Source organism: Amycolatopsis sp. NPDC005232 (genome assembly GCF_040607795.1).
Lineage (GTDB): Bacteria > Actinomycetota > Actinomycetes > Mycobacteriales > Pseudonocardiaceae > Amycolatopsis.
This window is the reverse complement of the sequence record NZ_JBEXHL010000015.1, coordinates 82,187-108,064: the sequence shown is the minus strand read 5'-3', so window position 1 is coordinate 108,064 and position 25,878 is coordinate 82,187. Positions and strand designations below refer to the sequence as shown.

The window sequence follows — 25,878 nt, the reverse complement described above, 5'->3', positions numbered from 1 at the left end:
GCGAAATCCAGGACCGTGAAACCGAGGAGGAACCGATGAGCACTGGCCTGCCCGCCGACGACTACCGCAAGCTGCGCGACGCCGTCTTCGCCACGATCTGGGACGAGCTCGACCCGCTGGAGCACCAGATCGAGGACACCGAGAAGATTCCCTACGACGTGGTGCTGCCGGCGCTGCGCGCGTGCGGCGCGTTCGGCCTGATCGTCCCGCGCGAGTACGGCGGCTCCGGCCTGTCGATCGCGCAGTACCTGCCGATCCTTGCCGAGTTCGCCAAGATCCAGGGCGGGATCCGGGCGATCGTGCACGTCCACAACTCGTTCGCCCACGCGCTGTCCGAGATCGGGAGCACCGCGCAGAAGAACGAGATCCTGCCGGGCGCGGCGACGGGGGAGAAGTCCCTGGCGTTCGCGCTCACCGAACCCGGCAACGGGACCGGCGCCGATCTGTCCACTGTGGCGCGGCGCGAAGGCGACGAGTACGTGCTGAACGGGCGCAAGTGGCTCATCACCAACTCCGACATCGCCTCGCACTTCCTGGTGTTCGCGAAGACGTCCGATGTGGACGTTTCCGCGCTCATCGTGCCGCGGGACGCGCCCGGGTTCACCATCGAGCCGCTGCCGGAGACCATGGGTTGCAAGGGCGCCGAGCACGGCGAGCTGACGTTCACCGACGTGCGGGTGCCCGCGTCTTCGCTGGTCGGCGCCGAAGGTGAGGGCGGTGCGCACCTGGAGCGGGCGCTGGAGGTCAGCCGGGTGTTCATCGCGGCGTCTTCGCTCGGCACGGCGACTCGGGCGCTCGAGCTTTCGGTGAAGTACGCGCAGGAACGGGTGACGTTCGGCAAGCCGATCGCGTCGCGGCAGGCGATCCAGCGCTACCTCGCGGAGATGGCGGCCGACGTGTACGCGCTGCGCGGCATGCTGGCCGACGCCGCGGCCAAGTGGGACGCCGGCAAGCGGATCCCGGCCGAGTCGTCGCTGCTGAAGCAGTTCGGGCTGGAGGCCGTCGGGCGCGTCACCGACCGGGCGCTGCTGGTGCACGGCGGCATCGGCTACACGCGCAAGTACCCGATCGAGCGGTTGTACCGCGACGCGCGCCTCAACTGGCTGGAGGAGGGCACTCCCACGATCCAGTACCTGGTGGCCGCGCGGGAGCTGCTGGACGGCTATCGGTTCGACGACGCCTTCGCCGGCTAGTCATGTCGGTGTGGTGCTGCTCGCAAACCGGCCCGGTGCGGCCGCCAGGGAGCTATCTTTGACATCAATGTCAAACATGACTCTGGAGGTCACCGTGCCGAACTCGGCGAAGCTGGTCGAATCGTTCTGGAACGAGGTCTGGAACGCGCACAACCCGGATGCGGCCGACGATTTCGTGGCCGAGGATTTCGTGATCACCAACGCGGGCGTGCGCATCGAGGGCCGCGAGAACTTCAAGGCCTGGATCGGCGCGTTCCTCGAGCAGGTGCACGACCTGGAGCTGGAGATCGTCGAAACGTTCGAGAACCACGACGGCAGCCGCGTCGCCTCGCGGTGGCACGTGCACGGGCGCAACAACGGTGTGCTCGGTTCCGAACCGGACGGTCGGCCCATCTCCTTCAGCGGCACCGCCGTGTGGGAGATCGAGGACGGCAAGCTCGTGCACAACCACGTCGAGCGGGCTTCGTACGAGCTGCACCAGCGGCTGAACGCGGCCTGACGGGTGCGCTCGGGCCCGCTGCTCCTCGCGGCCGCCCTGGCCGGCGCGGTCGCCGGGGTCGCGGCTGTCGCGTTCGGACAGGCGGTGGGCGCGCTCCGGTCGCTGGTGGCCGGTGCGCCGCCCGCCGTCGTCGTGCTCGCGCCGGTCGCCGGGGCGCTGCTGTGCGTGGCGGTGGTGCGCTTCGTACCGGACGCCGGTGGCGGCGGGATTCCCCAGGTGCGCCAGGCGTTCGCGGGCTCGCCCCTGCGCGGACGGGTCGCGGGCGCCAAGGCGCTGGCGTCCGGCGCGATGCTCGGCTCCGGCGGTTCGGGTGGCGCGGAAGGCCCGGTCGTCCACATCTCGGCGGCGCTGGGGTCGGCTCTGGCCCGCGCGGCGCGGCTGCCGTCTGCTTCGGTGCGTCCCGTCGCGGCTGCCGCCGTGGCGGGCGGGGTGGCGGCTTCGTTCGGCGCCCCGCTGGCGGGCGTGGTGCTCGTGGCGGAGGTGCTCGTCGAGGGCCTCGGCGGGGCGGAGCTCGTCGCGGTGGCGATCGGCTCGGCCGCGGGTGCGCTGACCGGCTGGGCGCTGCCGGGCGAACCGCTGCGGCTGCCGGATGTCGCGGTGGGCGGGTCTCCGTTCGGTGGTGTGGTGGCTGGGTTGTTCGGTGTGGTGCTGGCGTGGTCGTTGTACGTCGGTGGGGCTTGGTCCGGGTGGGTTCGCGGGGTGGCCGGCTCGCGGCGTTTCGTTGCCGACGAGGACTGGATGGGCGAGGCTGATGGCTCGGGCCGGCCTGGGGTTGTCGCCGGTGGCTCTTGTTCTGGCGATGCTCGTGCCGCGGTGGGTGCTGCTCGGCCGGACCGGCTCGGGACTCTCGTTCGCTGGGCCTGCTCCGGCTGGGTCCGCGCTGGTGTCGGCGGGGTGGCCGTCGGGCTGCTCGTGTTCGCGGTGCCCGGTGTCGCCGGCGTCGGGCAGCCGGGGGCCGCGGCGGGCGGCCTGAGTGTGTTGCTGGTGCTGGCGGTGGTGAAGGTCGTCGCGACGGGGGTGACCGTCGGGGCGGGCGGGGTGGTCGGGACGATCGGGCCGGCGTTGTTCGTCGGGGCGACGGTGGGCTCGGCACTGCCCATCGCGGGCGGCGCCGCGGCGGGGATGGCCGCGTGCCTGGCCGCGGCGTCGAGGGCACCGGCGACGGCCGTCGTGCTGGCGGTCGAGCTCAGCGGGCTCGACCTGCTGCCGCCGATCCTGCTGGCGGCGGCGCTGGGCTGGCTGGCGGGGCTGCTCACGCGGCACGGCGTCTTCGACGTTCCGGAGCCGACTAGGCTGGCCGGCGGGTAGGGAAAGGGGTTCCATGGCGGGCGTACGCCAGTTCGACGAGCGCGAGGCTCTCTCACGCGCCCTCGATGTCTTCACCGACCGCGGCTTCCGCGCCACGTCGATGCTCGACCTGGCCACCGGCACCGGCGTCCAGCGCGGCTCCCTGTACAACGCCTACGGCGGCAAGGAAGAAATCTTCCTGCGCGCCTTCGGCGAATACACGGCCGACTTCCTCACCGGCGCCTCCGCGGCCCTCGACCGGCCGACGAAACGCGCGGCCCTCCTGTCGTTCTTCGACTACTGCATCGAGACTTTCACCGCCGGCACCCCGGCCCACGGCTGCCTCTCCACCCGCACCGCCATCGAAGCGGCCACGGAGTCGCCCCGCGCGGAGTCCGCCGTGCGGGCCCTGCTGGACGAGCTGGAAACCCTCGTGTACGCCAAACTGTCCACTCTGGACGACGGCGTCGAGTCCCCCGTGGACCTCCACGGCGCCGCCCGGCTCGTCGTGAGCACCACGCGCGGTCTCGCGGTGATGGAACGGGTGCGCTACGAGCCGGGCGAGCTGCGCGAAATCGCGGAAACCCTGGTGACGTCACTGTTCGGTCGTTGAGCCTGAGTTGACGCGTTGACCGTCACGGCGGAGCAGGGGGCCGAGAATCCCGCGGTTCAGCTCGGTGGCCGCCCGCACGGCGGTCTCACCGAAGAAACACAGGCTCGCCTCATGGTGGTTGCCGACGATGCCGAACGACAGGTCTTTCGACGCGAAGATCAGGTAGTCCCCGTTGGGGTAGTGGGTGTACTCCCAGCCGTCGAGGTCCGTGATGTCCGTGACGCGGTGCGGCCGGTACTGGGCCGACGGGTGCACGGAGTCGTGTGAGAACACCGAGTCCCAGTACTCGGTGCAGGCGCGTAGGACGTCGCACACTAGCTGCGCGACCGGCTGCATCGGCGCCGGACCAAGCGCCCAGCACACCGACGGCGCCGGCTCCCTGATCGCCGGCCAGGAGGCCGGATCGGAGCCGCGCCGGAAGCCGAATTCGGTCGCGAACTCGGCCCACAGTTCGCGCTGGAACTCCCGGTCGAGTTCGACCCAAGCGAATTCCGGCACGGTCGGGAGCCTACCGGGCATCGCGAGGGGTATTGCCGTTTCGGCAACAAAGCTAACTGGGAAAGCCACCCACGCGGCAGATTGGTGCCCGTCGGACAGACGAAGGCGAGGCATATGAACACGCAGTCCTGGGACGAGATGTACCGCGGTCGCCCGCAGGTGTTCAGTGGGGAGCCCAACGGGGTGCTCGTGGCGGAGGCCGCGGGGCTGGAGCCGGGGGAGGCGTTGGAGGTCGGGTGCGGGGAGGGGGCCGACGCGGTGTGGCTGGCGCGCCGGGGGTGGCGGGTGACGGCCGTGGACGTGGCGGAGACGGCGTTGCGCCGGGGTGCGGCGGTGGGGGCCGACGTGGCCGGGCGGGTGGCCTGGACGCGGGCCGATCTGAGCACCGCCGGGTTGCCGGCCGGGGTGTTCGATCTCGTGTCGGTGCAGTACTTCCCGCTGCCGCGCCGGCCGGAGCACGAGGCGCTGCACCGGTTGCTCGCCTCGGTCGCGCCCGGGGGCACGCTGCTCGTCGCCGGGCACGATCCCGGCGACGAGGGCGTGGACTACGCCGGCTACTACCGGCCCGACGAGATCGCGCGGCTTCTTGGCGACGAGTGGACGGTCCTGGTCCACGAGTCCCGGCCCCGGACCAGGCCGGGGCCGGAGGGCACTCACCACACCCGCGATGTCGTCCTGCGCGCGGTCAATTCCGGCGGGGAGCCAGCAGCAGAGCGGTGAACGTGATCGCGCACGCCACCACGATGTACAGCGCGATCACCCACGACCCGCCGAACCCCGCGAACAACGCGGCCGCGATGAACGGCGCCGGGCCGCTCGTGATCAAGCCGCCGACCTGGTACGCGACCGAAACGCCCGTGTAGCGGTGTTCCGCGCCGAACAGCTCGGCGAGGAACCCCGCCATGGCGCTGTAGGTGGTGGCGTGGCCCAGGGTTGCGAGCAGGAACATCGCGAGCAGCACCGCGGCCGGCGCGCCTGTGTCGAGGAGCCAGAAGAAGGGGAACGCGACGGCGGCCGAGTACATCGCGCCGCCGAGCAGGACCTTCCGGCGGCCGATGCGGTCGGCGAGAATGGCGACCAAGGGCACGGCCGCGATGTCGACCAGTGAAGCCACGATGAGGCAGGTCAGCACCGTGCCCCGGGACACCCCCGCGGAGTTCGGCCCGTACGACAGCACGAAAACGCTCGCGATGTAGAACGGGACGTTCGTGCCCGCCTGCGCGAAAATCCCGACGAGCACCGCGCGCAGTGACCGTCGCAGGGTGTCCCGCAAAGGAAACGTGGGCACGTCGGAGCGCTTGAACTCCGGGGACTCCTCGAGCCGCGACCGCACGTACAGCCCGACGAGGATGAGCACCGCGCTCGCCAGGAACGGCAGGCGCCAGCCCCAGCTCAGCAGCTGGTCCTTCGGCAGCTGCTGCACCGCGAGGAACGCCGACGCCGACAGCACGAGACCCGCGGGCACCCCGGCCTGCGGCCAGCTGCCGTAGAACGCGCGCCGGTGCGGCGGGGCGTGCTCGACGGCCATCAGCACCGCGCCGCCCCACTCGCCGCCGACGGCGAAGCCCTGCAGCAGCCGCACGAGCACCAGCAGGATCGGTGCGGAGACGCCGATCTGGCCGTACGTCGGCAACAGGCCGATGGCGACCGTGCCGCCGCCCATCAGCAGCAGCGAAAGGAAGAGCATCCGCTTGCGGCCGATCCGGTCGCCGAAGTGGCCGAACACGATGCCGCCGAGCGGGCGCGCCACGAAGGCGACCCCGAACGTCGCGAAGGCCGCCAGGGTGCCGGCCAGCGGGTTGAGCGTGGGGAAGAACTGGGCGTTGAAAACGAGTGTGGCCGCCGAGCCGAAGAGGAAGAAGTCGTACCACTCGACGGCGGTGCCGACGAAACTCGCGAACGCCACGCGCGCGGGTCTGACCCGCGTCGCCTGCTGCTGCTCGACAACCACAATTACCTCCGACGTCATGGGGGAGACGGCACGCGAACGGCGTGCCGGTGGTGGCCGCCACGGGTCCCGGACCAGCGGCGGACGGACCAGGGCGGCGATCTTCAAGCCTGTGACCTGGGATGTTGCGCGGAACTATAGCCGTACCGACCGATCGGTACAAGACCCTGCGAGCTGTGAGGCAACGCTCCTGCCCCGCCCGGCGCGGCCTGCTGCCCGCGCCGCCGCGCAACGAGTAGAACAACTGCGGTGAGCGACGAAGTGTCCTTTCGCGACTTCGAGGTTTTCCTCGCGTTCGCCCGGAACGAGCACTTCGTCCGCGCGGCGGAGGAGCTCGGCATCAACGCGACGACGGTGCAGTGCAGCGTCCGCGCGCTGGAGCGCAAGCTGGGGGTCGACCTCGTCGAGCAGCACGGGCGCCGCGTCCGGCTGCGCGACGCCGGCCGGGTGCTCGCGCGCGAGGCGAGCTCGGTGCTGCGCACGCGCGCCGACGCGATCGTCACCACGCGCGCCGCTTCAGGGGATCTGCGGCAGGTGCTGCGGATCGCGCACACGTTCTCCCTCGGGCTCGGCTTCGTGCCGGAGGTGCTGGCGGGCCTCCTCGAACGCCACCCCGACCTGAGGTTCCGCTGCCACCAGAGCTCCGCGACGGACGCGGTCACCCACCTGCTGCGCGGCGACGCCGACGTGGTGCTCGGCTCAGCCGCCCCGGCCGACCCCGACGTGGTGGTGCTGCCGCTGTTCACCGAACCCCTGCTGCTCGCCGTGCCGATCGGGGATCCGCTGGCCAGGCACGAAGTGGTGCACCTGCGCGAAGCGAAGGACCGGTCGTTCGTCGCCATGGCGCCCGGCGCGAGCAGCCGCGCGCACCTGACCGGTGCGTGCGCCCGTGCCGGGTTCGTGCCGCGCGTGACAGTGGAGGGCAGCGACCCGTTCGTCGTCGAGTCGATGGTCGGCGCGGGGCTCGGAGTTTCCGTGGTGCCGGGCCGGATGGCCGATCACCACCATCCGCGCGTCGTGCGGATCCCGATCGCCGACGAGGGCTGTCACCGTACGATTTTCCTGGCACACCACAAGAAATCCACTGCCACGCCGATGGTGCGGGCGCTCACGAGCGTCGCGGTGGCGCGGGGCAGCGGCTGACCGTTGCGATTTTCGCAACGGACCGGCGCGGGGTTGTCGTTGTTCGCGCCGGGCGACGTTGCCGGCTACGCGGTGGCCGACGGCCTCGGCCCGGACCACGCCGCCGCGGGCTGGTGCCTCGAAACCACGGCGGGCACGGTCGCCGCGGCCGCGGCGGCGGCCCGCGTCCTGGACCTGCACGGCCCGGCCCTGCGCCACGCCATCGGAATCGCGGCGACACAGGCCTGCGGGCTGGCCGCGGTGAAGGGCACACCACTCGGCGCGGCGCAGCTCGGGCATGCCGCCGCGACGGGGGTGGAGGCGACTTTGCTGGCGCGCAACGGGGTCACGACGGCGGAGGATCCGTTGTCCGGCCGCCGGGGTTTGTTCGCGTTGATGCGGTCGGCGGATGAGCCGTGACCTGCGCGGCGCGAATCGGTGCCGGGTAGTGCGGGTCCGCTGCGGCTACGAGCGTGAGACCCGCTTTGCTGGGCACGACGGCTTGGTTGCGGCGGAGGATCCGTTGTCCGGCCGCCGGGGGTGTTCGCGTTGATGCGGCCGACGGGTGAGCCGTGACCAGCGCGGCGCGATTCGGTGCGGTGTGTCGGGCTTGCTGCGGATACGAGCGTGGAAGTGGCTCTGCTGTGAACAAAACGGCTTCACCGCCGGTGAAAACCGGTTGTCGGGATCGCGGCGCGCCTGCCGCGCAACAGTGTCACAGCCGCCGAACACTCGCCCGTGCTGTCGGCGCACTGAGGCAGCCGGCAGATGAGTACTGAGTGGACAGTGCGCGACCGGCGGGTGTACCCCTGACTTGCTGTGACCCCAGGGCGGCATCAGGGGTATTGCGGAACCCCGCCACCCACGCCTAGCGTGGCCGCAACCGTAGCTTCGAGTCCTGGGGGGTCTCATGTCGGTGCGTCGTCGTGTTTTGATTGCTTCGCGGGCGGTGGTCGCCGCCGCGGTGCTCGTCGGGGGAGCGGTGGTGGCGTCGCCGCCGGCGTTCGCGGCGACGGCGCCCACGAATCTGCCCACGAGCCAGTACACCTTGAGTGCGGATTACCACCAGTTCGACGCGGTGAACACCGCGCTGGTCTCGACCTTGGGCACCGCCGCCGTGCACACGGTGATGGACAACGCGAACCACGACCGCACGGCGCTGCCGTCGTCGGTGTCGGTCGCCGGGCTGTCCGACGGGTTCCGCTTCGACAGCGCGGACAACTCCGACTGCGCCAACTACCCGCAGGGCATCACCACCAGCCGCGATGCCGTCGGCACCGCGAACAGCGGCAACTACGACGGCCACCAGCTCGTGCTCGTGAGCTGGTACACCAAGGACGGCTGCGACGGCGACCAGGCGCGCAGCCGCATCACGCTCGTCGACTGGGACGCGACGTACCCGAACAAGTACCGCAAGATCCTCCTCGTCGAGCCGACCGGCACCGCGGCCGCGCCGGACTTCAAGGACATCCCGATCCACGCCGGCGGCGTGTCCTGGTACGGCGACTACCTCTACGTCGCCGACACCGGCCACGGCATGCGCGTGTTCGACCTGCGCAAGATCCTCAAGACCAACACCGGCGGCACGGCCGGGCAGATCGGGCACCAGACCGGCAGCGTGTACTACGCCCACAACTACGCCTACGTGCTGCCGCAGGTCGGCACGATCACCTCGAAGACCACGTCGGGCACCAACCTCTCGTGGTCGTCGATCTCGCTCGACCGAGTGAGCAAGTCGATCGTGATGGCGGAGTACACCTGCCAGTCCGGTTGCACCGCGTACCCGAACCGCGCCCCGCGCGCGATCCGGTTCCCGTTCGCCGCGGGCGCGACGACGTTCGCCGCCACGACCACGGCGAGCGAGGCCCTGCAGCTGCCCTGGTACAACCTCAACGGCGTCGCCTCCCACAACAGCCGCTGGTGGTTCAACTCCTCGGGCCAGAAGAAGCTCTACTACTGGACCCCGGCGACCGGCCCGGCGACGCACACGTGGATCTCCAGCGGCGAAAGCCTGTCGTACTGGGAAGACACGACGAACGCGGATCTACTGTGGACGTTGCAGGAAGGCGCGGGCAACCGCAACGTGTTCGCGGTGACCCAGGCGACGTACGGCGCCTGACCCGTCAGTCGCGGGCGGCTTCCTCGATCGCGGTGGCGAGCCGGTCCGGTGCGGTGAACATGACCTCGTGGCTGCCGCGCAGCTGCACGAGGCGGTACAGCCCGAGCCGGCTCGACATCCGCGGGTGCCAGCCCCATTCGCCCGGCGGCAGGGCGGTGTCCTCGGTGGCGTTGATGTAGCTCTTGGGGATGTCGCTCGCGTAGAAGCGCGTGAGGTCGAGCTTGTCCAGGAACGGCTGGTACGGCTCGGTGGACAGCTCCTTGTGCGTCGACGCGGCCAGCTCGGCGTCGGCGTCCTGGATGAACGCCTCGCGCCACAGGGGGAACGGCATGGCGACCGAGTTGTCGTCGCTCGCGGCGGCGGTCTGCGCGAACATCTCGCGGTAGTGGGGCGGGAGCTCGTCGTTGAGACTGTTGCCCGGCGCCGGGACGAAGGCGTTCCAGAAGATCAGCCGCTTGAGCCGCTCGGGGATTTCCTCGGCGACGCGGGCGATCACGGTGCCGCCGAAGCTGTGGCCGAGCAGGACCACGTCGTGCAGGTCGGCGGCGGTGATGGCGTCGACGATCGACTCCGTGCAATCGTTGTGGTCGACGTTCTTGGGTACGCCGTTGCCGTGGCCCGCGACGGTCGGGGTGTGCACTTCGTGGCCGCGGTCGCGCAGGTGCTTCGCGACGGGTTCCCAGAGCGGACCGTCGTGCCAGGATCCGTGGACGAGGACGAGAGTGGCCATGGCGTCTTCCCTTCACCGGCGGTGGTGCGCTGGCGGGGAAGGTAATCCGGGCGCCTGGCCGCGGCTGTCCGGAATCCGCGGCCTGGCCGGAACGCGCGGAGCTCAGGCGCGGCGCAGGTCGTCGGACGGGGTGGTGCCGAACGTCCGGCGGTAGTCGGCGGCGAAGCGCCCGAGGTTGCCGAAGCCCCAGCGCGTCGCGACTTCGGTCACGGACTTTCCGGTGCCGGCCAGGAGTTCCGCGTGCACGCGTTCGAGGCGGACCTGCCGCAGCCGGGCCGTCGGGGACGTGCCGAGCTGTTCGCGGAAGTGGTCCTGCAGGGTGCGTGGGGCGACGTCGGCCGCGGCAGCGATGTCGAGCAGGCCGACGGCGGCGCCCGCGTGGGCTTCGATGTACTCGCAGGCCCGGCGGACGACGTCGGCTGCGCTGCTCTGCCGGCGGGTGGGGGCGGAGCCGCCGAACGAGTCGAGCGCCGCGACGGCGACGAGCTGCGCCACCGACGTGCCGAACGGTGCTTTCAGCAGACCGTGGGGGAGCACCTCGCGGACGACGAACCGGGTGACCGCGTCCCACGGCGCGGGGTCGAGCGTCGGGCCGGTGCGGATGTCGGCGGCCCGGCCGGACGCGGCCGCCGCGCGGGCGAGCAGCTTGCCGGGGAGCTTCACGGTGAGTAGCCGGCAGCCGGGGCCGAACGTGAGGGCGTGCGCGGACCGCGCGTCGAGGGCGACGGTCTGTCCGGTGGCGACCCGGGTGTCCTTGCCGACGGTGAGCTCGCCGGCGAGCGGACGGGAGAAGAGCACGAAGTCACCGAACGGCACGGGATCGACGTGCACGGGATCGCCGCCGTAGGAGAGGGAGAAGACGCCGAGCTCGTCGCCGGACGCTTCGGCGTGGCGGGCGTGGAACGCCGGGCCGCGCGGGGTGAGGTCGTGGGGGCAGTAGGAGCCGGCCACCTGGGTGCGGGCCAGGTCGACGTCGCGGGTGTCCAGCCGGACGGTCATGCCCTCCATCGCGCCTCCTCCACCCGGCCGCCGCGTCGGTGGGGCCGGTCGGGTGGTGGCACAGGCTACCTCGCCGGCGGGCTCGTTCGCAGCCCGCCGGCGAGGCGGTGGTCAGCCGAGGTGGGAGCTGATGACCTGGTAGTCGTTGCCCACGTTGGTGTAGACGCCGGGGAACCCTTCGCGCGCGCAGCCCTGGCCCCAGGACACGATGCCGGCCAGTTTGCCGTCGACGTAGGCCGGGCCGCCCGAGTCGCCCTGGCACGAGTCCTTGCCGCCTTCCGGCACACCCGCGCAGAACATCGACGCCTTGTCGAAGTTGTCCCCGATCTTCTCGTACGCCTCGGCGCACGTGGCGTTGTCGGCCACCGGCACGGTGACCTTCAGCAGCCCGTCCGAGACGTCGCCGTTCTCCGACGTGGTGCCCCAGCCGACCACGGTGACGTCGGCGCCGGTCTGGTAGGCCGGGTCGTCGGCCGACTGCACCAGCGTGGCGGGCTTGAAGGAGAGGTCCTTGTCCAGCGTCAGCACGGAGTTGTCGTGCTGCATCCCCTGCATGGTGAAGTCGGGGTTCTGCCAGACGTCCGTGACGCCCGCCTTCTCGCCCGTGGTGTCGGAGAAGTTGGTCTGCCCGCCGATGATCTCCATCTGCGAGGGTTTCACGCCGTCGGTGCAGTGCGCGGCCGTCAGCACCTTGTTCGGTGCCACCAGGCTGCCCGCGCAGTGCTGCGCGCCGTCCACGTTGAAGATCACCGTGGCGGGGAACTCGTCGATCGTGGTGGGCGTCCCGCCCACGATCAGCGGCTCCTGCCCGGCGGACGCCGCGGGCGCCCCCGCCGCGGCCACCACGCCCGCCGCCACCACCCCGGCCAGCGCGGCCACCACGCGCCTCACGTCTGCCCTCATTCGCCTTCTCCCTTCGGGGACCTGCAAGATCTTGTCCCTGAGCAGACCAGACGGCGCCGGGCGCGGGTTACCTACGAAAGTCGTGACCTGAAAATTGGCGAAGATGGTTGGTTTTTGTCTGACTTGCGAGCGGCCCCGACAAGACACGAATCACGCCGGGTGCCGCGGAAGTCCACTCAGGACGGTGTCCGCACGGCGCGTGCGAGGGCGGCTTCCGAGTTCTTTCGGATCATCCGGCCCGGGTGCACGGGTTTCCGTCCTCAAGATCAGTTCGCGAGCTGAGCCGCGCCCGGAACCGGCTTGTCCTGCGCGGCGCGTGGGCCGTAATTTGGGAAAATGGGGCGGATTCCGGCAGTGGCACAGGCAGGGGCCGTCGGAAGCCTTCCTTGGTGGCTGCTGGTGGTGGGCAGCGCCGCCATCGTGCTCGGGTTCGTGGTGAGCACGGTGTCCTACCGGGCGGCCTGCCGGTGGGGATCTCGTGGCTTCGAAACGAGCAGCCTGTTCGTGGGCTTCGCTGGGGTGGCGGGCATGGTCGCGGCCCTGTGGGGCGCGCTCGAGATCGTCTCCGAGGCGCCGGACGGGCCGCCCGCCGCGACAGGGACGTTCCTCCTGCTGCTCGCCGCGGCGCTGGTGGCCGGCGCGGTACTGGCGGGGATGATCGCGCTGGAGCGCACCGCGCGGGTTCCGGCGGAGCTGCTCTCGATCGTGCCGCTGAACCCGGTGCCGGTGGTGCCCATCGCCCTCACCGTCGTCGCGGCGGCGGGGCTGGCCGTGGTCGCGGCGCTGGGCGCGTTCGGCGTCCTGCACCTGAGCATCGTCATGGCCGTGGCGTGGGTGTACGTCGGCGTCGGGCTCTTGGTGGTCGCAGGACTCGTTGTCTTCGTTCTGGTGTGGATCGTGGCCCTGATCTTCGGCGTGTGAGCACCCGGCTCGCAGCCGTCCGCGGGAAACGCGCCGGTCACTCCGATTCCGCGGTGAAGAGGTACCGGTTGAGGCAGTAGAAGTACTCGCCTCGATCGGCGCGCTCTCGAAGGTCGGCGAGCCACGCCTCGGCGTCGGCTTCGGTGACGCCGCGGTGGCCGGGCACGAAGTCGGCGATGATGTGCATCTGCGTGGCGCTGAACGAATCGGGCGTCAGCTCCGGGTTCAGGATCGGGTGCACGTGGTGCCCGGTCACGCGGAAGCCCGCGCGCCGCAGCAGCGCCGGCAGGATGCGTGGCAGCCGGGGGTGCGCGAGGTGCTTGTCCCAGGCCTCGAGAATCCGGCGGTGCCGGGCGCGGTCGGCGGTGTGCCAGACGAGCGAGTCGGCGTCGGTGTCGAGGATCAGCACGCGCCCACCGGGGCGAAGCACTCGGCGCAGCTCCGCCAACGCGGCGGGCACATCGGGCACGTACTCGTAGACCTGGGTGGACACAGCCGCGTCGAACGCATCGTTCGGGTAGGGCAGCGCGGTCGCTTCGCCCTCGTCGAGCCGCACCCACGGCAGCTCGCGTGTGCGCGCGGTGGCGAGCTCGTTCATCGCGCCACTCGGGTCCAGCCCGTGTGCGGCGCCTGACGCGCCCACGGCCCGTGCGATGGACTCCAGCAGGTACCCCGGCCCCGACCCGACGTCCAGCACCCGCTCGCCCGGCCGCGGCGCCAGCCGCGCCAGCACCGTGTCCCGCTGCGCCACGACGTCGGGGCTGGCGTACAGCCGCTCGGTGAGCTTCGCGCCTTCGTCGTCGAACCGCAGCATCGCCATGTCCCGACCCTACGACGAGAGCAGGTCCAGCGAGAACCCGAAGACGAAGATGATCAGGCCGATCCATTTCAGCCGCGATTCGAGACCTTCGCTGGTCTTGAGCTGGCCCAGCGTCGTCACCACGAAGGCCTCGACCAGCAGCAGGCCCAGCACGTACCCGCCGCCACCCAGCACGAAGCCGCCGATCGTGGGGGCGATGAGCGCGACGAACAGCACCAGGATGGGCAACGGCATCAGGTCGTCGGTGGGCGCCTGCCCGAAGCGTTCGACCGTGAAGAGCAGCAAGGCAAGCACCGCCGTGCCGAGGAACCAGGCGACGCGCAGCCCCTTTTCGTGGGCGTCGGGGCGGGGCTGCTCCACCGGCGGCGGCTCGGGCGCCGGCCGGCGCAGCACGGTCCGCACCCACCGCGGTATCCAGCGGCCGAGCCGTCGGCGTCGGCGGCGCAAGGAAGCGTGGAAGGCCTCCATCCGCTGCCGTCCCAGCAGGTCGATGACCACCGTCAGCCCGCCGACGAACTCCAGCGTCTTCCCGAACCGCCCCCACCACAGCACGGCGATGCCGAACACGTGCAGCTGCGCCGTCTCGTGGCCGGCGAACCATTCGCGCCACGCGTGCAGCAGATCCCACATCCCGGCCCCCAGCGGTCGCTGCGATCTTCGCAGCCGAGTCAACCCCCGCGGCGCCGCACATCGGTCGAACGACCGATGCCGAGCCGAGCCCGCCCGCCTACCTTCCCCGGCACCGTCGTCGATCGGGAGGAGAGGCAGTGGACACGCTGGCGGTGGTGACCGGTGCGGCCGGAGGGCTCGGGGCCGGCTTCGCGGACCGCTTGGCCCGCATGGGGGCAACGGTCGTCCGCGCTGACCTGCGGTTCGACGGCGCCGACAAGGACCGGGTGCACCTCGACGTGACCGACCCGGTGTCGTGGGAGCGGCTGCGCGACCACGTACACGAGCACTTCGGGACGGTCGGGCTGCTGGTGAACAACGCGGGCGTCAGCGCGCGCGACGACCTGCTCACCACCTCCGACGACGACTTCGCCCGCGTGCTGGCCGTGAACGCGTTCGGCCCGTGGCGCGGCATCAAGACCTTCGCCGACGACCTCGCCGCCACCCGGGGCGCGGTCGTGAACGTGGGCTCCATCTACGGCGTCACCACGCCGCCCGGGGGCGAGGGGACCGTGCCGTCGTCCGTGGCCTACCAGATGAGCAAGGCGGCGGTGCACCAGCTGACCAAGGTCGCCGCCGTGGAGCTCGCGCCGCGGGGGATCCGCGTGAACGCGGTGCTGCCCGGGGTGTTCCGCACGGCGCTGCTCGAACACCTGCCGCCCGACGCGCTGCGCGCCCGCGTCGACGGTGCCCCGATGGCGCGTGCGGGTGAGATCGGCGAGCTCGCCGACGTGCTCGCCTTCCTCGCCGGCCCGGAGTCCTCGTTCGTCACGGGCGCGCTGGTGCCCGTCGACGGCGGGTACCTGGCGGCGTCCTGACCCTTCCCGAGGAGGAACCATGACCGTGCACCCCGCGCACGCCGCCACCGAGGCGGACGCCCCGAGACTCCAGCTCAGAGCCGTTGTCTCGAGCAGCATCGGCAATCTCCTGGAGCAGTACGACAACCTCGTCTACGCGTACTCGGCCGTCTACCTGTCCGCGCAGTTCTTCGCCGGCGACTCGTTCTCGTCGCTGCTCTCGACGTTCGCCGTGTTCGCGGTCGGCTTCCTGGCCCGCCCGGTGGGCACGGTGGTGTTCGGCCACATCGGCGACAAGGTCGGCCGCCGGCCCGCGCTGATCCTGAGCGTGATCCTCATGGGCGCCGCGACCGTGCTGGTCGGCTTGCTGCCCGGGTACGCGACGATCGGCCTCGCCGCCCCGATCCTGCTCGTGGTCCTGCGGCTGTTCCAGGGCTTCGCGGTGGCGGGCGAATGGGCGGGGTCGGCGACGATGCTCGTCGAGTACGCCCCGCCGAAGGCCCGCGGCCGCTACGGCAGCCTCAACCAGGTCAGCACCGCCGCCGGCTTCCTCGTGGCCGCCGGGGTCGTCGCGCTCAACTCGCTGTTCTGGACCGAGCAGAGCATGAAGGACTTCGGCTGGCGCATCCCGTTCCTGGTCGGCGCGCTGACCGCCGTCGTGGCGCTCGTGCTGCGCTTCGGCCTCGAAGACACGCCGCTCTACCGCGCGGAGAAGGCCGCGGGCGAGGTGAGCGCGAGCCCGCTGCGGCTGGCCTTGCGCACGCAGAAGTCCGCCATGGCGCTGGGGTTCTTCTTCACCGTGAGCTGGACCGTCGCGTACTTCTTCTTCCTCACCTACCTGCCGACGTACCTGAAAACGCAGGCGAAGCTCGACTCCGGCACCGTCGAGGCGTCGAACCTCGTCGCGCTCGTGGTGCTGACGGTCGCCATCTGGTTCTTCGGTGTGCTGTCCGACCGGATCGGGCGCAAACCGTTGCTGCTCATCGGGTCCGGCGGCTTCATCGTGCTGACGTTCCCGGTGATGGTGCTGTTCCAGACCGGCAGCACGGCCGGCGCCTACCTCGGCCAGATCCTCATCGCGCTCGTCCTCGCCGCGTTCTCCGGGCCCGGGCCCGCGGCGCTGGCCGAGCTGTTCCCCACCAACGTCCGCTACTCGGCGCTGGGCATCGGCTACAACTTCTCCGTGATGGCCTTCGGCGGCACCGCCGGCTTCATCGCCACCGCGCTGATCGACGCCACCGGCAACTCCCTCGTGGTGGCCGCGCTGCCCACCGCCGCGGCGATCATCACCTTCGTGGCCGTCTGCCGGATGCCCGAGACCTACCGGACCGAGCTGAAATGAGCACCCCCATGACCACCCCGCGCCTGATCGTCGTGCAGGGCAGCTACCGCCAGATGGGCGAGCAGCTCGGCGCGCAGACCGCCGAGCTGATCGAACGCAGCCTCGCCACCTACGTCGGCCGCTTCCACGACGACGCCGGCCTGTCGGACGCAGACATCGACCGCTGGGGCCGGATCTACCTCGACGTCGCCGAGTCCTACGTCCCCGAGATCGCCGCGATGCTCCACGGTATGGCCGAGGGTTCCGGCCACCCGGCGCACCGCCTCGCCGCCCTCAACGCGCGCACCGAAATGCTCTACGGCACCGGCTACCGCGACGAAGGCTGCACGTCGGTGTCCGTACTCGGGCGCTACACCGCCGACGGCCACACGCTGCTCGCGCAGAACTGGGACTGGCACCCGGAGCAGGCCGAGGTCACGTTCCTGCTGGCCACGCGCGACGAGTCCGGGTTCTCCGTGCTGTCGCTGACCGAGGCGGGCATGTTCGCCAAGAGCGGCCTCAACTCGGCGGGCCTGGGCGTGTGCGCGAACCTGCTGATCTCCGACCTCGACCGCGGCGGGCGTGGCGTGCCGTACCACTACCTGCTGCGCGGGGTGCTGCAGTCGCCGACGATGTCCGTGGCGCACAAGCGGTTGCTGCCCGTCGAGCGCATTTCCTCGGGCAACGTGCTGCTCGCCGACGCGGGCGGCGAGTCCATCGACTTCGAGCTCGCACCCGGCGTCTTCGGCACACTCCTGCCTGAGCAAGGGTTGATCACGCACTCCAACCACTTCCAGGCGAACCTTCCGTTGCAGGACAAGAAAGCCGCCACGAGCGCGTTGACCCAGCTGCGGCCGGCCCGGGCCCGCCACCTGCTGGAGCCCGCGCTGGACGAGCGGCGCGTCCGGGTGGCCGACGTCGTCGCGACGCTGCGCGACGAGTGGTCGTTCCCGGACGGCATCTGCCGCCACCCCGACCCGGACGTGCCCGCGTCCGAGAAGTTCTGCACGGTGTACTCGCTGGTCATGGACCTGACCGAGCGGGTGCTGTGGATCGCGCCCGGTCCGCCGAGCCGCCACGCCTACACCCGCTGGGACCTCGACCGGCTCTTCGACGGGAACCCCGCCGACGTCGGTGTCCGCACCGAGTTCGAGCCCGAGGAGGCCGCCGTCGCATGAGCCCGACTGTCTGCTTGACGTTCGACTTCGATGCCATCTCCCTGTGGATCGCGCGCGCTCAGGTGACGCCCGGGCCGGTGTCGCGAGGGGAGTTCGGCGCGTACGCGATCGGCCGTATCCTGGACCTGCTGGACCGCCACTCGGTGCCGTCGACGTTCTTCATTCCCGGGCATACTCTGGAGACGTATCCGGCGCAGTGCTCGGCGATCGCCGCGGCGGGGCACGAGATCGCGTTGCACGGCTACGCGCACGAGCCGGTGTCCACTTTGGATCGGGCGGCCGAGCTGGCCGTGAACCGGCGCTCGGCGGCGTTGATCGAGAAGCTCACGGGCGCGCCGCCCGCCGGGCACCGGACACCGAGCTGGGACTTCACCGACAACACGATCGAGATCCTCGGTGAGCTCGGCGTGGAGTACGACTCTTCCTTGATGGGCACGGACTTCGAACCGTACTTCGCGCGCTCGGGGGACGTCTGCGACCCCGGCGGTCCCTATCGGTTCGGGGCCGCTTCTTCCATCGTCGAGCTGCCCGTGTCGTGGACACTGGACGACTACCCGCACCTGGAGTACCTGCGCCTGCCGTACGGCGTGATGCCGGGGCTGCAGGACGCCGACGCGATGTTCGAGCGGTTCCTGCGCGACGTGCGCTACATGACGGAGACCGTGCCCGGTGGCGTGACCACGGTGACGCTGCACCCGCAGGTCGTCGGGCGCGGGGCGCGGATGGCGGCACTGGAGCGGTTCGTCGTCGGCTGCCGGGAGCTCGGCGTGGGGTTCGAGCGCTGTGTGGACGTCGCCCGGCGGTTCCGGCCGGTCCTCGAAGGACGGTGACGCGTGCCGAAATCGGTGCTGCTGCTGGGTTCCCGCGGCGGGCTCGGCCGGGCCATCGGCTCGCGGCTGACCGCGGACGGGTGGACGGTCGTCGGGGCGGACCTGCCTGAGCTGGATCTCGCGCGGCCGGGTGTCGCTTCGGAGGTGGCGCGGCTGCAGGAGTCGCACGGCGGGTTCGACGCGCTCGTGCACGCGGCGGGGCTGTATCCGGCCGCGCCCGTGTCGAACGGCGACGAGGAGCTGTTCGACCGGGTCCTGACGGTGAACGCGCGCTCGGCGTTCGCGGCGGGTGCGCAGTTCGTGCGGGGCTGCGTGGCCGCGGGCCGGCCCGGGGCGATGGTGTTCGTCAGCAGTGGCGCGGCGACGCGGGCGCGGCCGGGCACCGCCGTGTACGCCGCGTCGAAGGCCGCGTTGGACGCGCTGGTGCGGGCTTTCGCGCTGGAACACGGGCGCGACGGCGTCCGCTGCAACGCCGTCGCACCCGGGTTCATCGACGTCGGCTCGCGAGTGAATCCCGTGCCGCGCTCGTACGTCGAGGGTGTCGAGGCGGCCAGTGTCAGCGGGCGGCTGGGTCGTCCCGACGAGATCGCGGCGGCCGTCGCGTGGCTGCTGAGCGAGGACGCGTCGTGGGTCAACGGGCGTTCGGTGCCCGTGGACGGCGGGGACGGCATCGGGTCGGTGACCGCGCCGTCGTGGCTCAGCTGAGCGGCGCCGGGGCCAGGCGGCGGTGGGTGCCGCCTTCGATGCGGTAGACGAGGTGGGGGTGGCCGCGGGTCGGGTCGCCGGTGTCGTCGGGGTAGCTGAGGCCGCGCTGGCCGCGGCCGAGGAACTGGTGTGCGCCGGTGACGCCGAACGACGCCACCGACCGCAGCTGCCGCCGCACCGCGGCGAAGTCCCACGGCCGGCTGACCTGGCTCCACACCTGGGCCAGCACGTTGACCATGTCGAAGTGCACCGCCGCGGCGCCCAGGCCGGGTTCGCCGCCGTAAGCCGTGCGGTAGCGCTGTTCGAAGGCATGGCAGGCGGGGCTGTCGACGTGGCCGATGACCGTCGACCACAGCAGCCCGTCGGACAGCGAGCGGAACCGGTCCGTGAAGCCGGGGGAGGCGGGCGACCAGGCGACGTGCACGAGCGTGCGGTCCCGCAGGGGTTCGGCGGCGGTGAGGAACGCGTGCAGCGTCGGCTCCGGGAAGCTCGACAACGAGACGGCGTCGGCTTTCGCGTGCGCCAGCTGCCGCACGACTGCGCTGAAATCGCGGGTGTGGTCGGGCACCGGCTCGGCGAACACCAGCTCCCAGCCCGCCGCCGCGGCGTGGCGCTCGACCTGCTCCGGGATCGACGCGTCGAACGTGCTCTCGCGCGGCAGCACGGCCAGCCGACGGCGCCGTTCGTGGCCGAGGTGGGGGAGCGTGCGCAGAAGCCCTGGCACGTAAGCGGATTCGGTGGAACAGACCTGGAACACGGCGCCGAGGCCGCGCGGATCGGCGTGCACGTCGTCGGACAACGCGGGCCCGGTCATGCTGTGCAACACGGGCGCCCCGGCCGCGGCGGCCGTCGCGATGGCTTTGCGCGCGTAACTCAGCGGGAAGTTGCCGAACACGACGGCGTCCACACCGCGCGCCGTCAGCTCCTCGACGGCGTCCAGCAGGCCTTCCGGCGTCGCCCCGAGCGCGACGTGCTCCACCTGCCGCCCCGCGACACCGCCCCGCGCGTTCAGCTCGGTGACGGCCAGCTTGTCACCGCGGCGCATCGCCACGACCTCGGGTCCGGCGGCCGCCGCGTAGACCGCGCCGATGAGCGCGGGGCGGGGTCTGGTGGTGCGTGGTCTTGCCGGGGGGCTTGTTCGCAGGAGGGACAGCAGCGTCGCCGGCAGCACCAGCTCCACGGCGGGCAACGGTGCCGCGTACGCGTCGTGCTCGGCCAGCAGTGTCGCCACGGTGACGCGGGAGTTCGTGCCGGTCTTGGTGAAGATGTGCTCGAGGTGGGTCGCCACGGTCCGCCGTGAGCACTGGAGCGCCTCGGCGATCTCCTGGTTCCCCAGCCCACCGGCGACGCCCGTGGCCACCTGCAGTTCGCGCACGGTCAGCCCGAACGGGGCAGTGGTATCGACCACGTCCAGCCGCGCCAGCCGCTCGTCGCCGTCGGTGACGTCCACGGTCACCCGGCGCACCACGCTGTCCGCCACGTCGAGGTACTGGACCACCTGCCCCCGCAACGAGCGCACGGCCCGCCCGGCCACGGTGACCAGATCGAGCCGCCTCCGGAAGAACGCCTGGTCACTGCCCGTTCCGGCCCCGGCTTCCGGCTGCAGCCACCGCCGCGCCGTGACGTCGTGCTCCCGAGTCACCACCAGCCGTCTCCCTTCACCGGGCAGAGCAGGAGTATCCCAAACGCGGGACACTTCGGCGCAGCCGTTCGCGGCGGCTGGGTCGGATGCTTCCGGACGAATCGGACGTTGTGGTGGTGGACCGCCGTCAACGCCGGGACTTCGGCGCCGAGCCGTTCGCGTCGCCGCTGGTGCGGACTGCCCGAATCGGGCAGAGTCGGCGGTATGCGCAGATTCCTGACCGCCGGCTTGCTCGTCGGCTCGTTCGCCCTGGTGGCCCTCGCAGTGCCCGCCACCGCCTCCGCGGCTGTCCCGCCTGGCTGGTGCCTCGGCCCGGGCCCGTGCACCCAGACCACCGACGGCTGGTGCCTCGGCGACACCCCCTGCAACCGCGCCACCCCCGACGGCTGGTGCCTCACCCCGTCCGACGACATCTGCCGGCGCTATTGACCCGGACCGTGCGACCTCCGTGGCCACCCCGCTCAGTGCCGCCTGTCGATGGTCGACATCGTGCGGGTCACGCCGCACTGAGCCAATCCGCAGCGGCCATGGGCCTGCCCGTCGCGGACCTGAGCCGATGACCGACCCCGTCTGGCTCCGGGCTCAATGGGACAAGTACGCACCGCGGTACGACCGCAGCATCGGCTTCCTCGAACGCGTCCAGTTCGCCGGCGGACGTGAATGGGTGTGCGAGCAGGCACGCGGCGAGGTACTGGAGGTGGCCGTCGGCACCGGACTGAACCTGGGGCTCTACCCGCCCGACGCCCGCGTGACCGGTCTCGACCTCAGCCCCGCCATGCTGGAGCGGGCGAAGAGGCGCGCCGACGGCCTCGGCCGGCCCGTCACGCTGCGGCAGGGGAACGCCGAAGCACTCCCGTTCCCCGACGCGAACTTCGACACCGTCGTCTGCACCCTCGGCCTGTGCGGCTTCCCCGACGACCGCGCCGCCATCGCCGAGATGCACCGCGTCCTGCGCCCCGGCGGCGCGCTGCTGCTGCTCGACCACATCGGCAGTGACCACCGCCCGCTGCGCTGGGCCCAGCGCCTCCTGGAACGCTTCACCCTCCGCCAGATCGGCGACCACCAGACCCGCCGTCCCCTGCCGCTCGTCACCGAGGCCGGCTTCGAGATCACGCGCGCGGAACGGCTCAAATTCGGGACGGTGGAACGCCTCGCGGCCCGGAAGCCGGCCTGAACACGACGATGGTCCCGGCCAAGCCACGGCCGGGACCACCATCACCACGAGCTCAGCAGCTGATGCTGCCCTTCCTCAACGCGTGCCCGCCGTCGTTGCTGTCGTCGGACCAGTAGACCGGCTTCGAGCCGCCCGAGCACTCGGCCGCGGAGGCGACGGAGAAGCCCTCGTTGTTGTAGTTCGACATCCCGCTCGGGCGCTGGTACACCGCCGCCGTCGTGAAGGAGCCCGACGACACCTGGAACGTGCGGTGCTGCCCGTCGCACGTGTCGTCGCAGACGGCCCACAGGCGGGAGGCCTGCGGTTCCCACTGGAGCTCCATCACGCCGTCCATGCCACTGCTGAAGGACGCCACGCGGGTGAACGCGCCGGAGTCCTGGAGGACGTAGCCGTAGATCATGCCCGTGCCCTCGACACCGACGAAGAACACGCCGCCGGTGTGCGAGCCGTAGTGGCTGGGGGAGTAGGCCGCGCCGGTGGACGAGTCCTTGAAGGCCGCCGCGGTCAGCGACGCATCAGGCACCCAGGTGACGCCTTCGAAGCCCGAGTTGGAGTCGACGGACGGCAGGTCCGACGTCAGGTTCCACTCCTTCGCCGCGTTCAGCGTGGTCGCCGAGCCGCTGACGTCGTAGCGCAGCACCGAAAGGCGGCTGGTGCCGGACTTGTCGTCGTCGCGCTCGGTGGCCACGAACACACCGGCCGAGGAGCCCGACCCGGTGACCGTGACGCCCTCGTCGTCGGGCGTGCCGGAGCCGTTCGGGAAGTGCAGCTTCTTGCCCGAGGACCAGCCGGACCCGGTGTCCGGCTTCCACCCGCCCGAGCCGTTGGACACCAGGCGCCACAGCTTTCCGGAGTTCTGGGCGGCCCACAGCACGCTGCCCTCTTGGTACAGACCGGAAAGGTCTTCGCCGAAGACGTTGGACGCGTCGGCCGTGGACACAGAACCGCTGCCCGGCCACGCGACCGGCGACGTGCCCTGGCCCGAGCCGCCGCAGGCGTTCGGCCCGCCCAGCGTCAGCGCGGACGCCTGGCGGAACGAGCCCGTGCCGTCGGGGCAGCGCGACCACGAGGGGTCGGAGTGGTCGTCCCAGCTGAAGCTGTCGACGAGCGTGCTGCCGTCGGCGAGGTACAGGCGGGCCTCGTCCTCGGAGCCCAGGCCGAACTCGTCGTGCACGTCGAACGCGCGGAACGCGCCCGGCGCCAGCGTCGTGCCCGAGGCGATCTTGTACTTCGAGCCGTTGTCGTCGTCCTTGAGGATCCACCCCGAGACGTCGACGGCCGCGGTGCCCTTGTTGTAGAGCTCGATCGAGTCGTTGACGTCGCCGGTCGTCACCACCTCGTTGATCCGGACATCGTCGGCGGGCGCCGCACTGGCCGCGGGCGCGGTGAGCGCACCGAGGACCAGCACGGGGCCGGCGACGGCGAGGAGGGGACGACGGAGGCTGCGGTGCCACCGGCGAACGCGTGAATCGGTCACGGAATCCGTCCTGAGGTCGGGGAACAGGGCCACCCGACAGTTCCGACTCGGGCCGAACAGGCGCCCTCCCACGGATGATCACGGTGTGAACGCTGGACGAACGGCGAACTCGGTGGCTCGTCGTTCCACTGTGTGGTTACCTCGGCGCGTGAACGTGCTCCGTCTGGTCCCCTCGGTACGCCCGGGTGAGGTATTCCCCACCGGCGGCATTCGGACGCACCGTGAGTACCTCGACTTCGAGATCGACGGCGCCCGGCTCGGTGAGTCGCTGCGTTCTCTCGGCGACGACGTCATCGCGGTCGCGCCCGCCGATCTCGGCGCCGACGCGCTGCCCGACGGCCGGGTGCCGCTGTTCGTCTGCCCGGAATGCGGTGATCTCGGCTGCGGCGGCGTGACGGTGGTCCTCGAACGGACCGCCGACGAGGTGGTGTGGCGCGACTTCGGCTGGCAGACCGACTACGACCCCGAGGTGTTCCGCGAGCGCTACGCCGGGCTGGGGCCGTTCCGCTTCTCGCGTGCGCAGTACGACGCGATGCTTTCCTGACGTTTCGGGGAAACGCCGAAGGGACCCCGGGTTTCCGGGATCCCTTGGGTGGCGCTGTTGTCTGTGGCTGTCTGTGCTTGGGGCGGTGTGCTCGCCGCGTCAGCCGGCGAGGCGGATCGAGGCGACCTGGCGGTCGAAGCCGATCTTCTCGAGGTCGGGCGCGTCGCCCGTGATCAGCATCGACTTGCCGGTGCAGCCGGCGCCGGTCCAGATCTTGTACGTGCCGTCGGCGTCGATGGAGCGGACGAGGTCGGGGTTGCGGACTTCGTTGCAGCCCTTGTCGCTGGCGACCTGGGAGCCGTCGGGCTCGGAGAAGTTCTTGCCGCTGTCGAGGAGGGCGAAGGTGGAGGTGAGGTTGGCGTTGTTGTCGCCGCCGGCGTTCCCGCCGTTGTCGCCCCCGTTGTTGCCCCCGTTGTTGTTGCCGCCGTTGTCGTCGCCGGCCAGCTTCACCGACACGGTTTTGTTGTCGAAGCCGAGCTTCGCGAGGTTGCTCACGTTGCCGGTGACCGCGATCGACTTGCCGGTGCAGTTCGCGCCGCTCCACAGCTTCAGCGTGCCGGTCGTGGTCAGCGACGAGGTGACCTTCGGGCGGGCCAGCGTCTGGCAGCCCTTGCCGGAGATGCCCTGGGAGGCGCCGTTGTCGGAGAACGCGGCGTCGTCGAAGAGGATCGCGCTGGTCGCGGTCAGCGTGGCAGCCGGCGCTGCCGCGGCGGCGCGCAGGTTGTCGGCCCCCGCCGGTGCGGTCGTCGCGCTGTCGCTGCCCGCGCCACACGCGGACAGCACCGCGGCACCCGCCGCGACGAAAGCGGCCAGGAACATCGCCTGCTTGCGGAACATGAGAACACTCCCCGTTGTCCTTGTCACCCGGTTCGTCCGGGCGACTCGACGAGGACACGGCTGCCGGATCCCGTGCGGTTCACCGGTTCCGGAAGTTTTTTCAGACCGAAGTGGACGGCCCCGTGCTCAGCGCGGCGGCCGGTCCGCGTGCTCGGGCTCGTGGTACTCGTGCCCGAAGTCCGCCGGGCGGATGGAATGGTCCCGCCGGTTGTGCGGCTGGAACAGGTACTCGCCTTCGATGCGCACCCCGTCGCGAGCCACCATGCCCGCTTGCGCCGCGTGGTCCGGACGTCCAGCACCCTCATCGGCACGCCGACCCCGCAGAACGCGCACGCGATCGGCACCGCCACGATCCGCTCCCGCGCCGCACGGGAATCGGAAACAGCCGGTAGCCGTTCCCTTGGCCCACGTAAAGCGCCAAGCGCGCGGACGGTACTTCGCCGACTTTGGCCACGGCCCGATCTTGCTACGCCTCGGCCCGCTGCCGAGCCGTAAGGTGCGGGGCGTGACGATGGAAGCGGCCGACGCCGGTTACCTGGGTGACCGGCGTCGAGGACTGGCTGGCGTTGGTTCTCGAGAGTTCGCCGCCGGCGGTTCAGCGCGCGGTCGCGTCCTTCTCGCGCTGGGTCGTGCTGCAGCCGCCGGGTGTGCTGGTGACCGACCTCGGCGCGGGACACGGGCGTACCGCGGACTTTCGCGCGGCCGCTGACTTCTTGCGGGGTACGGGGGATTTCGCCGCGGTGATGGTGGAAGACCGGCTGAGCCGTGGCGGGGATCCGTACGTGTACTCGGTGGAGGCGGTTCCGGACGTGCCCGAGGAGCCGGTGAGCGTCGATCTGGAGCGCGCTGTGTTCACCGTGGAGTCCGCGGGCCCCGCGCTGGCCAAGATCGTGCAGGGTATGAGTCACTGGCAGTTCCCGGTCTTGCTCATGCTGCGCACGGCACCCGACATGACAACCCTGAAGCACGCCGTGGTCCGCGGCCGGATCAGCGATGTGGCCGGTGTGGTGATCTCCTGCTGCGACGGTGAGACCGTCCTCGTCTCGCGCTGA

At 71.2% G+C, this 25,878-nt stretch carries 29 protein-coding genes; 18 read left to right on the top strand and 11 right to left on the bottom strand.

The genetic code is table 11. From position 1 onward, the window contains the following. Positions 1-35: 35 nt before the first annotated feature. The 4 genes from ABZU76_RS27365 (at position 36) to ABZU76_RS27350 (ending at position 3,592) form a co-directional block, all read left to right on the top strand. Complete coding sequence (locus ABZU76_RS27365) at positions 36-1,193, top strand: acyl-CoA dehydrogenase family protein (RefSeq protein WP_354874434.1); 1,158 nt, start codon at positions 36-38, stop codon at positions 1,191-1,193. A gap of 67 nt (positions 1,194-1,260) precedes the next feature. Further along, positions 1,261-1,692, top strand: a complete 432-nt coding sequence (locus tag ABZU76_RS27360) for a nuclear transport factor 2 family protein (RefSeq protein ID WP_354874432.1) — start codon at positions 1,261-1,263, stop codon at positions 1,690-1,692. A 3-nt stretch (positions 1,693-1,695) separates the two neighbouring features. Beyond that, a complete protein-coding gene (locus ABZU76_RS27355) occupies positions 1,696-3,000 on the top strand; it encodes a chloride channel protein (RefSeq protein ID WP_354874430.1) in 1,305 nt (434 codons plus the stop codon). A gap of 13 nt (positions 3,001-3,013) precedes the next feature. Next, on the top strand, positions 3,014-3,592 hold the full coding sequence (locus ABZU76_RS27350) for a TetR/AcrR family transcriptional regulator (RefSeq protein WP_354874428.1): 579 nt from the start codon (positions 3,014-3,016) through the stop codon (positions 3,590-3,592). On the opposite strand, the gene ABZU76_RS27345 is transcribed toward ABZU76_RS27350, so the two are convergent. Continuing rightward, positions 3,575-4,090, bottom strand: a complete 516-nt coding sequence (locus tag ABZU76_RS27345) for a DUF2716 domain-containing protein (protein ID WP_354874426.1) — start codon at positions 4,088-4,090, stop codon at positions 3,575-3,577. The two genes, ABZU76_RS27350 and ABZU76_RS27345, sit on opposite strands and share 18 nt — an antisense overlap. Before the next feature lie 114 nt (positions 4,091-4,204). On the opposite strand from ABZU76_RS27345, the gene ABZU76_RS27340 reads away from it, so the two are divergent. After that, positions 4,205-4,810, top strand: coding sequence for a class I SAM-dependent methyltransferase (locus tag ABZU76_RS27340; RefSeq protein WP_354874424.1), 606 nt, complete (start codon positions 4,205-4,207; stop codon positions 4,808-4,810). Here the strand turns inward: ABZU76_RS27340 and ABZU76_RS27335 are convergent. Continuing rightward, complete coding sequence (locus ABZU76_RS27335) at positions 4,776-6,059, bottom strand: MFS transporter (protein WP_354874422.1); 1,284 nt, start codon at positions 6,057-6,059, stop codon at positions 4,776-4,778. The two genes, ABZU76_RS27340 and ABZU76_RS27335, sit on opposite strands and share 35 nt — an antisense overlap. A gap of 228 nt (positions 6,060-6,287) precedes the next feature. Between ABZU76_RS27335 and ABZU76_RS27330 the strand changes: the two genes are divergently transcribed. The 3 genes from ABZU76_RS27330 (at position 6,288) to ABZU76_RS27320 (ending at position 9,279) form a co-directional block, all read left to right on the top strand. Further along, positions 6,288-7,181 (top strand): LysR family transcriptional regulator, encoded by an 894-nt coding sequence (locus tag ABZU76_RS27330; RefSeq protein ID WP_354874420.1) that lies wholly within the window; start codon positions 6,288-6,290, stop codon positions 7,179-7,181. A gap of 3 nt (positions 7,182-7,184) precedes the next feature. Next, positions 7,185-7,580: an MmgE/PrpD family protein gene (locus tag ABZU76_RS27325; RefSeq protein WP_354874418.1), complete on the top strand. Its 396-nt coding sequence runs from the start codon at positions 7,185-7,187 to the stop codon at positions 7,578-7,580. A 490-nt stretch (positions 7,581-8,070) separates the two neighbouring features. Further along, entirely contained in the window at positions 8,071-9,279 is a 1,209-nt protein-coding gene (locus ABZU76_RS27320; protein ID WP_354874416.1) for a hypothetical protein, read from the top strand. A 4-nt stretch (positions 9,280-9,283) separates the two neighbouring features. Here the strand turns inward: ABZU76_RS27320 and ABZU76_RS27315 are convergent, their stop codons facing one another. From ABZU76_RS27315 to ABZU76_RS27305, 3 genes are all read right to left on the bottom strand, one after another. After that, complete coding sequence (locus tag ABZU76_RS27315) at positions 9,284-10,009, bottom strand: alpha/beta fold hydrolase (RefSeq protein ID WP_354874414.1); 726 nt, start codon at positions 10,007-10,009, stop codon at positions 9,284-9,286. A 102-nt stretch (positions 10,010-10,111) separates the two neighbouring features. Next, on the bottom strand, positions 10,112-11,017 hold the full coding sequence (locus tag ABZU76_RS27310; protein ID WP_354874412.1) for an AraC family transcriptional regulator: 906 nt from the start codon (positions 11,015-11,017) through the stop codon (positions 10,112-10,114). 102 nt (positions 11,018-11,119) lie between these two features. Then, positions 11,120-11,911 (bottom strand): serine protease, encoded by a 792-nt coding sequence (locus ABZU76_RS27305; RefSeq protein WP_354874410.1) that lies wholly within the window; start codon positions 11,909-11,911, stop codon positions 11,120-11,122. Positions 11,912-12,265: 354 nt separating this feature from the next. On the opposite strand from ABZU76_RS27305, the gene ABZU76_RS27300 reads away from it, so the two are divergent. After that, positions 12,266-12,832 (top strand): hypothetical protein, encoded by a 567-nt coding sequence (locus tag ABZU76_RS27300; protein WP_354874408.1) that lies wholly within the window; start codon positions 12,266-12,268, stop codon positions 12,830-12,832. A gap of 37 nt (positions 12,833-12,869) precedes the next feature. Here ABZU76_RS27300 and ABZU76_RS27295 read toward each other — a convergent pair whose 3' ends face one another. Next, positions 12,870-13,652, bottom strand: a complete 783-nt coding sequence (locus ABZU76_RS27295) for a methyltransferase domain-containing protein (RefSeq protein ID WP_354874406.1) — start codon at positions 13,650-13,652, stop codon at positions 12,870-12,872. A 9-nt stretch (positions 13,653-13,661) separates the two neighbouring features. Next, the gene (locus ABZU76_RS27290; protein ID WP_354874404.1) at positions 13,662-14,282 is read right to left on the bottom strand and encodes a hypothetical protein; all 621 of its coding nucleotides are present in this window, start codon (positions 14,280-14,282) and stop codon (positions 13,662-13,664) included. Between the two features lie 137 nt (positions 14,283-14,419). On the opposite strand from ABZU76_RS27290, the gene ABZU76_RS27285 reads away from it, so the two are divergent. Genes ABZU76_RS27285 through ABZU76_RS27265 form a run of 5 tightly spaced genes read left to right on the top strand, consistent with a single transcriptional unit; the run spans position 14,420 to position 19,152 of the window. Further along, positions 14,420-15,139, top strand: a complete 720-nt coding sequence (locus tag ABZU76_RS27285) for an SDR family oxidoreductase (RefSeq protein WP_354874402.1) — start codon at positions 14,420-14,422, stop codon at positions 15,137-15,139. 19 nt (positions 15,140-15,158) lie between these two features. After that, the gene (locus ABZU76_RS27280; RefSeq protein WP_354874398.1) at positions 15,159-16,460 is read left to right on the top strand and encodes an MFS transporter; all 1,302 of its coding nucleotides are present in this window, start codon (positions 15,159-15,161) and stop codon (positions 16,458-16,460) included. An 8-nt stretch (positions 16,461-16,468) separates the two neighbouring features. Continuing rightward, entirely contained in the window at positions 16,469-17,617 is a 1,149-nt protein-coding gene (locus ABZU76_RS27275; RefSeq protein WP_354874396.1) for a C45 family peptidase, read from the top strand. Beyond that, a complete protein-coding gene (locus tag ABZU76_RS27270; protein WP_354874394.1) occupies positions 17,614-18,447 on the top strand; it encodes a polysaccharide deacetylase in 834 nt (277 codons plus the stop codon). Before ABZU76_RS27275 ends, ABZU76_RS27270 begins: the two co-directional genes overlap by 4 nt. Positions 18,448-18,450: 3 nt before the next feature. Next, a complete protein-coding gene (locus ABZU76_RS27265) occupies positions 18,451-19,152 on the top strand; it encodes an SDR family oxidoreductase (protein WP_354874392.1) in 702 nt (233 codons plus the stop codon). Here ABZU76_RS27265 and ABZU76_RS27260 read toward each other — a convergent pair. Further along, positions 19,145-20,797, bottom strand: a complete 1,653-nt coding sequence (locus ABZU76_RS27260) for an ABC transporter substrate-binding protein (RefSeq protein WP_354874390.1) — start codon at positions 20,795-20,797, stop codon at positions 19,145-19,147. The two genes, ABZU76_RS27265 and ABZU76_RS27260, sit on opposite strands and share 8 nt — an antisense overlap. 201 nt (positions 20,798-20,998) lie before the next feature. On the opposite strand from ABZU76_RS27260, the gene ABZU76_RS27255 reads away from it, so the two are divergent. Further along, positions 20,999-21,223: a hypothetical protein gene (locus ABZU76_RS27255; protein ID WP_354874388.1), complete on the top strand. Its 225-nt coding sequence runs from the start codon at positions 20,999-21,001 to the stop codon at positions 21,221-21,223. A 127-nt stretch (positions 21,224-21,350) separates the two neighbouring features. Further along, complete coding sequence (locus ABZU76_RS27250; RefSeq protein ID WP_354874386.1) at positions 21,351-21,968, top strand: methyltransferase domain-containing protein; 618 nt, start codon at positions 21,351-21,353, stop codon at positions 21,966-21,968. A 52-nt stretch (positions 21,969-22,020) separates the two neighbouring features. On the opposite strand, the gene ABZU76_RS27245 is transcribed toward ABZU76_RS27250, so the two are convergent. Then, complete coding sequence (locus tag ABZU76_RS27245) at positions 22,021-23,445, bottom strand: lamin tail domain-containing protein (protein WP_354874384.1); 1,425 nt, start codon at positions 23,443-23,445, stop codon at positions 22,021-22,023. A 148-nt stretch (positions 23,446-23,593) separates the two neighbouring features. On the opposite strand from ABZU76_RS27245, the gene ABZU76_RS27240 reads away from it, so the two are divergent. After that, on the top strand, positions 23,594-23,989 hold the full coding sequence (locus ABZU76_RS27240; protein ID WP_354874382.1) for a hypothetical protein: 396 nt from the start codon (positions 23,594-23,596) through the stop codon (positions 23,987-23,989). A 99-nt stretch (positions 23,990-24,088) separates the two neighbouring features. Here ABZU76_RS27240 and ABZU76_RS27235 read toward each other — a convergent pair whose 3' ends face one another. Both ABZU76_RS27235 and ABZU76_RS27230 read right to left on the bottom strand, forming a co-directional pair. Then, positions 24,089-24,826 carry a hypothetical protein gene (locus ABZU76_RS27235; RefSeq protein ID WP_354874380.1) on the bottom strand — a complete coding sequence of 246 codons (738 nt, stop codon included), beginning with the start codon at positions 24,824-24,826 and terminating at the stop codon, positions 24,089-24,091. Between the two features lie 126 nt (positions 24,827-24,952). Further along, positions 24,953-25,090: a hypothetical protein gene (locus ABZU76_RS27230; protein WP_354874378.1), complete on the bottom strand. Its 138-nt coding sequence runs from the start codon at positions 25,088-25,090 to the stop codon at positions 24,953-24,955. Between the two features lie 275 nt (positions 25,091-25,365). Between ABZU76_RS27230 and ABZU76_RS27225 the strand changes: the two genes are divergently transcribed. After that, on the top strand, positions 25,366-25,878 hold the full coding sequence (locus ABZU76_RS27225) for a hypothetical protein (protein WP_354874376.1): 513 nt from the start codon (positions 25,366-25,368) through the stop codon (positions 25,876-25,878).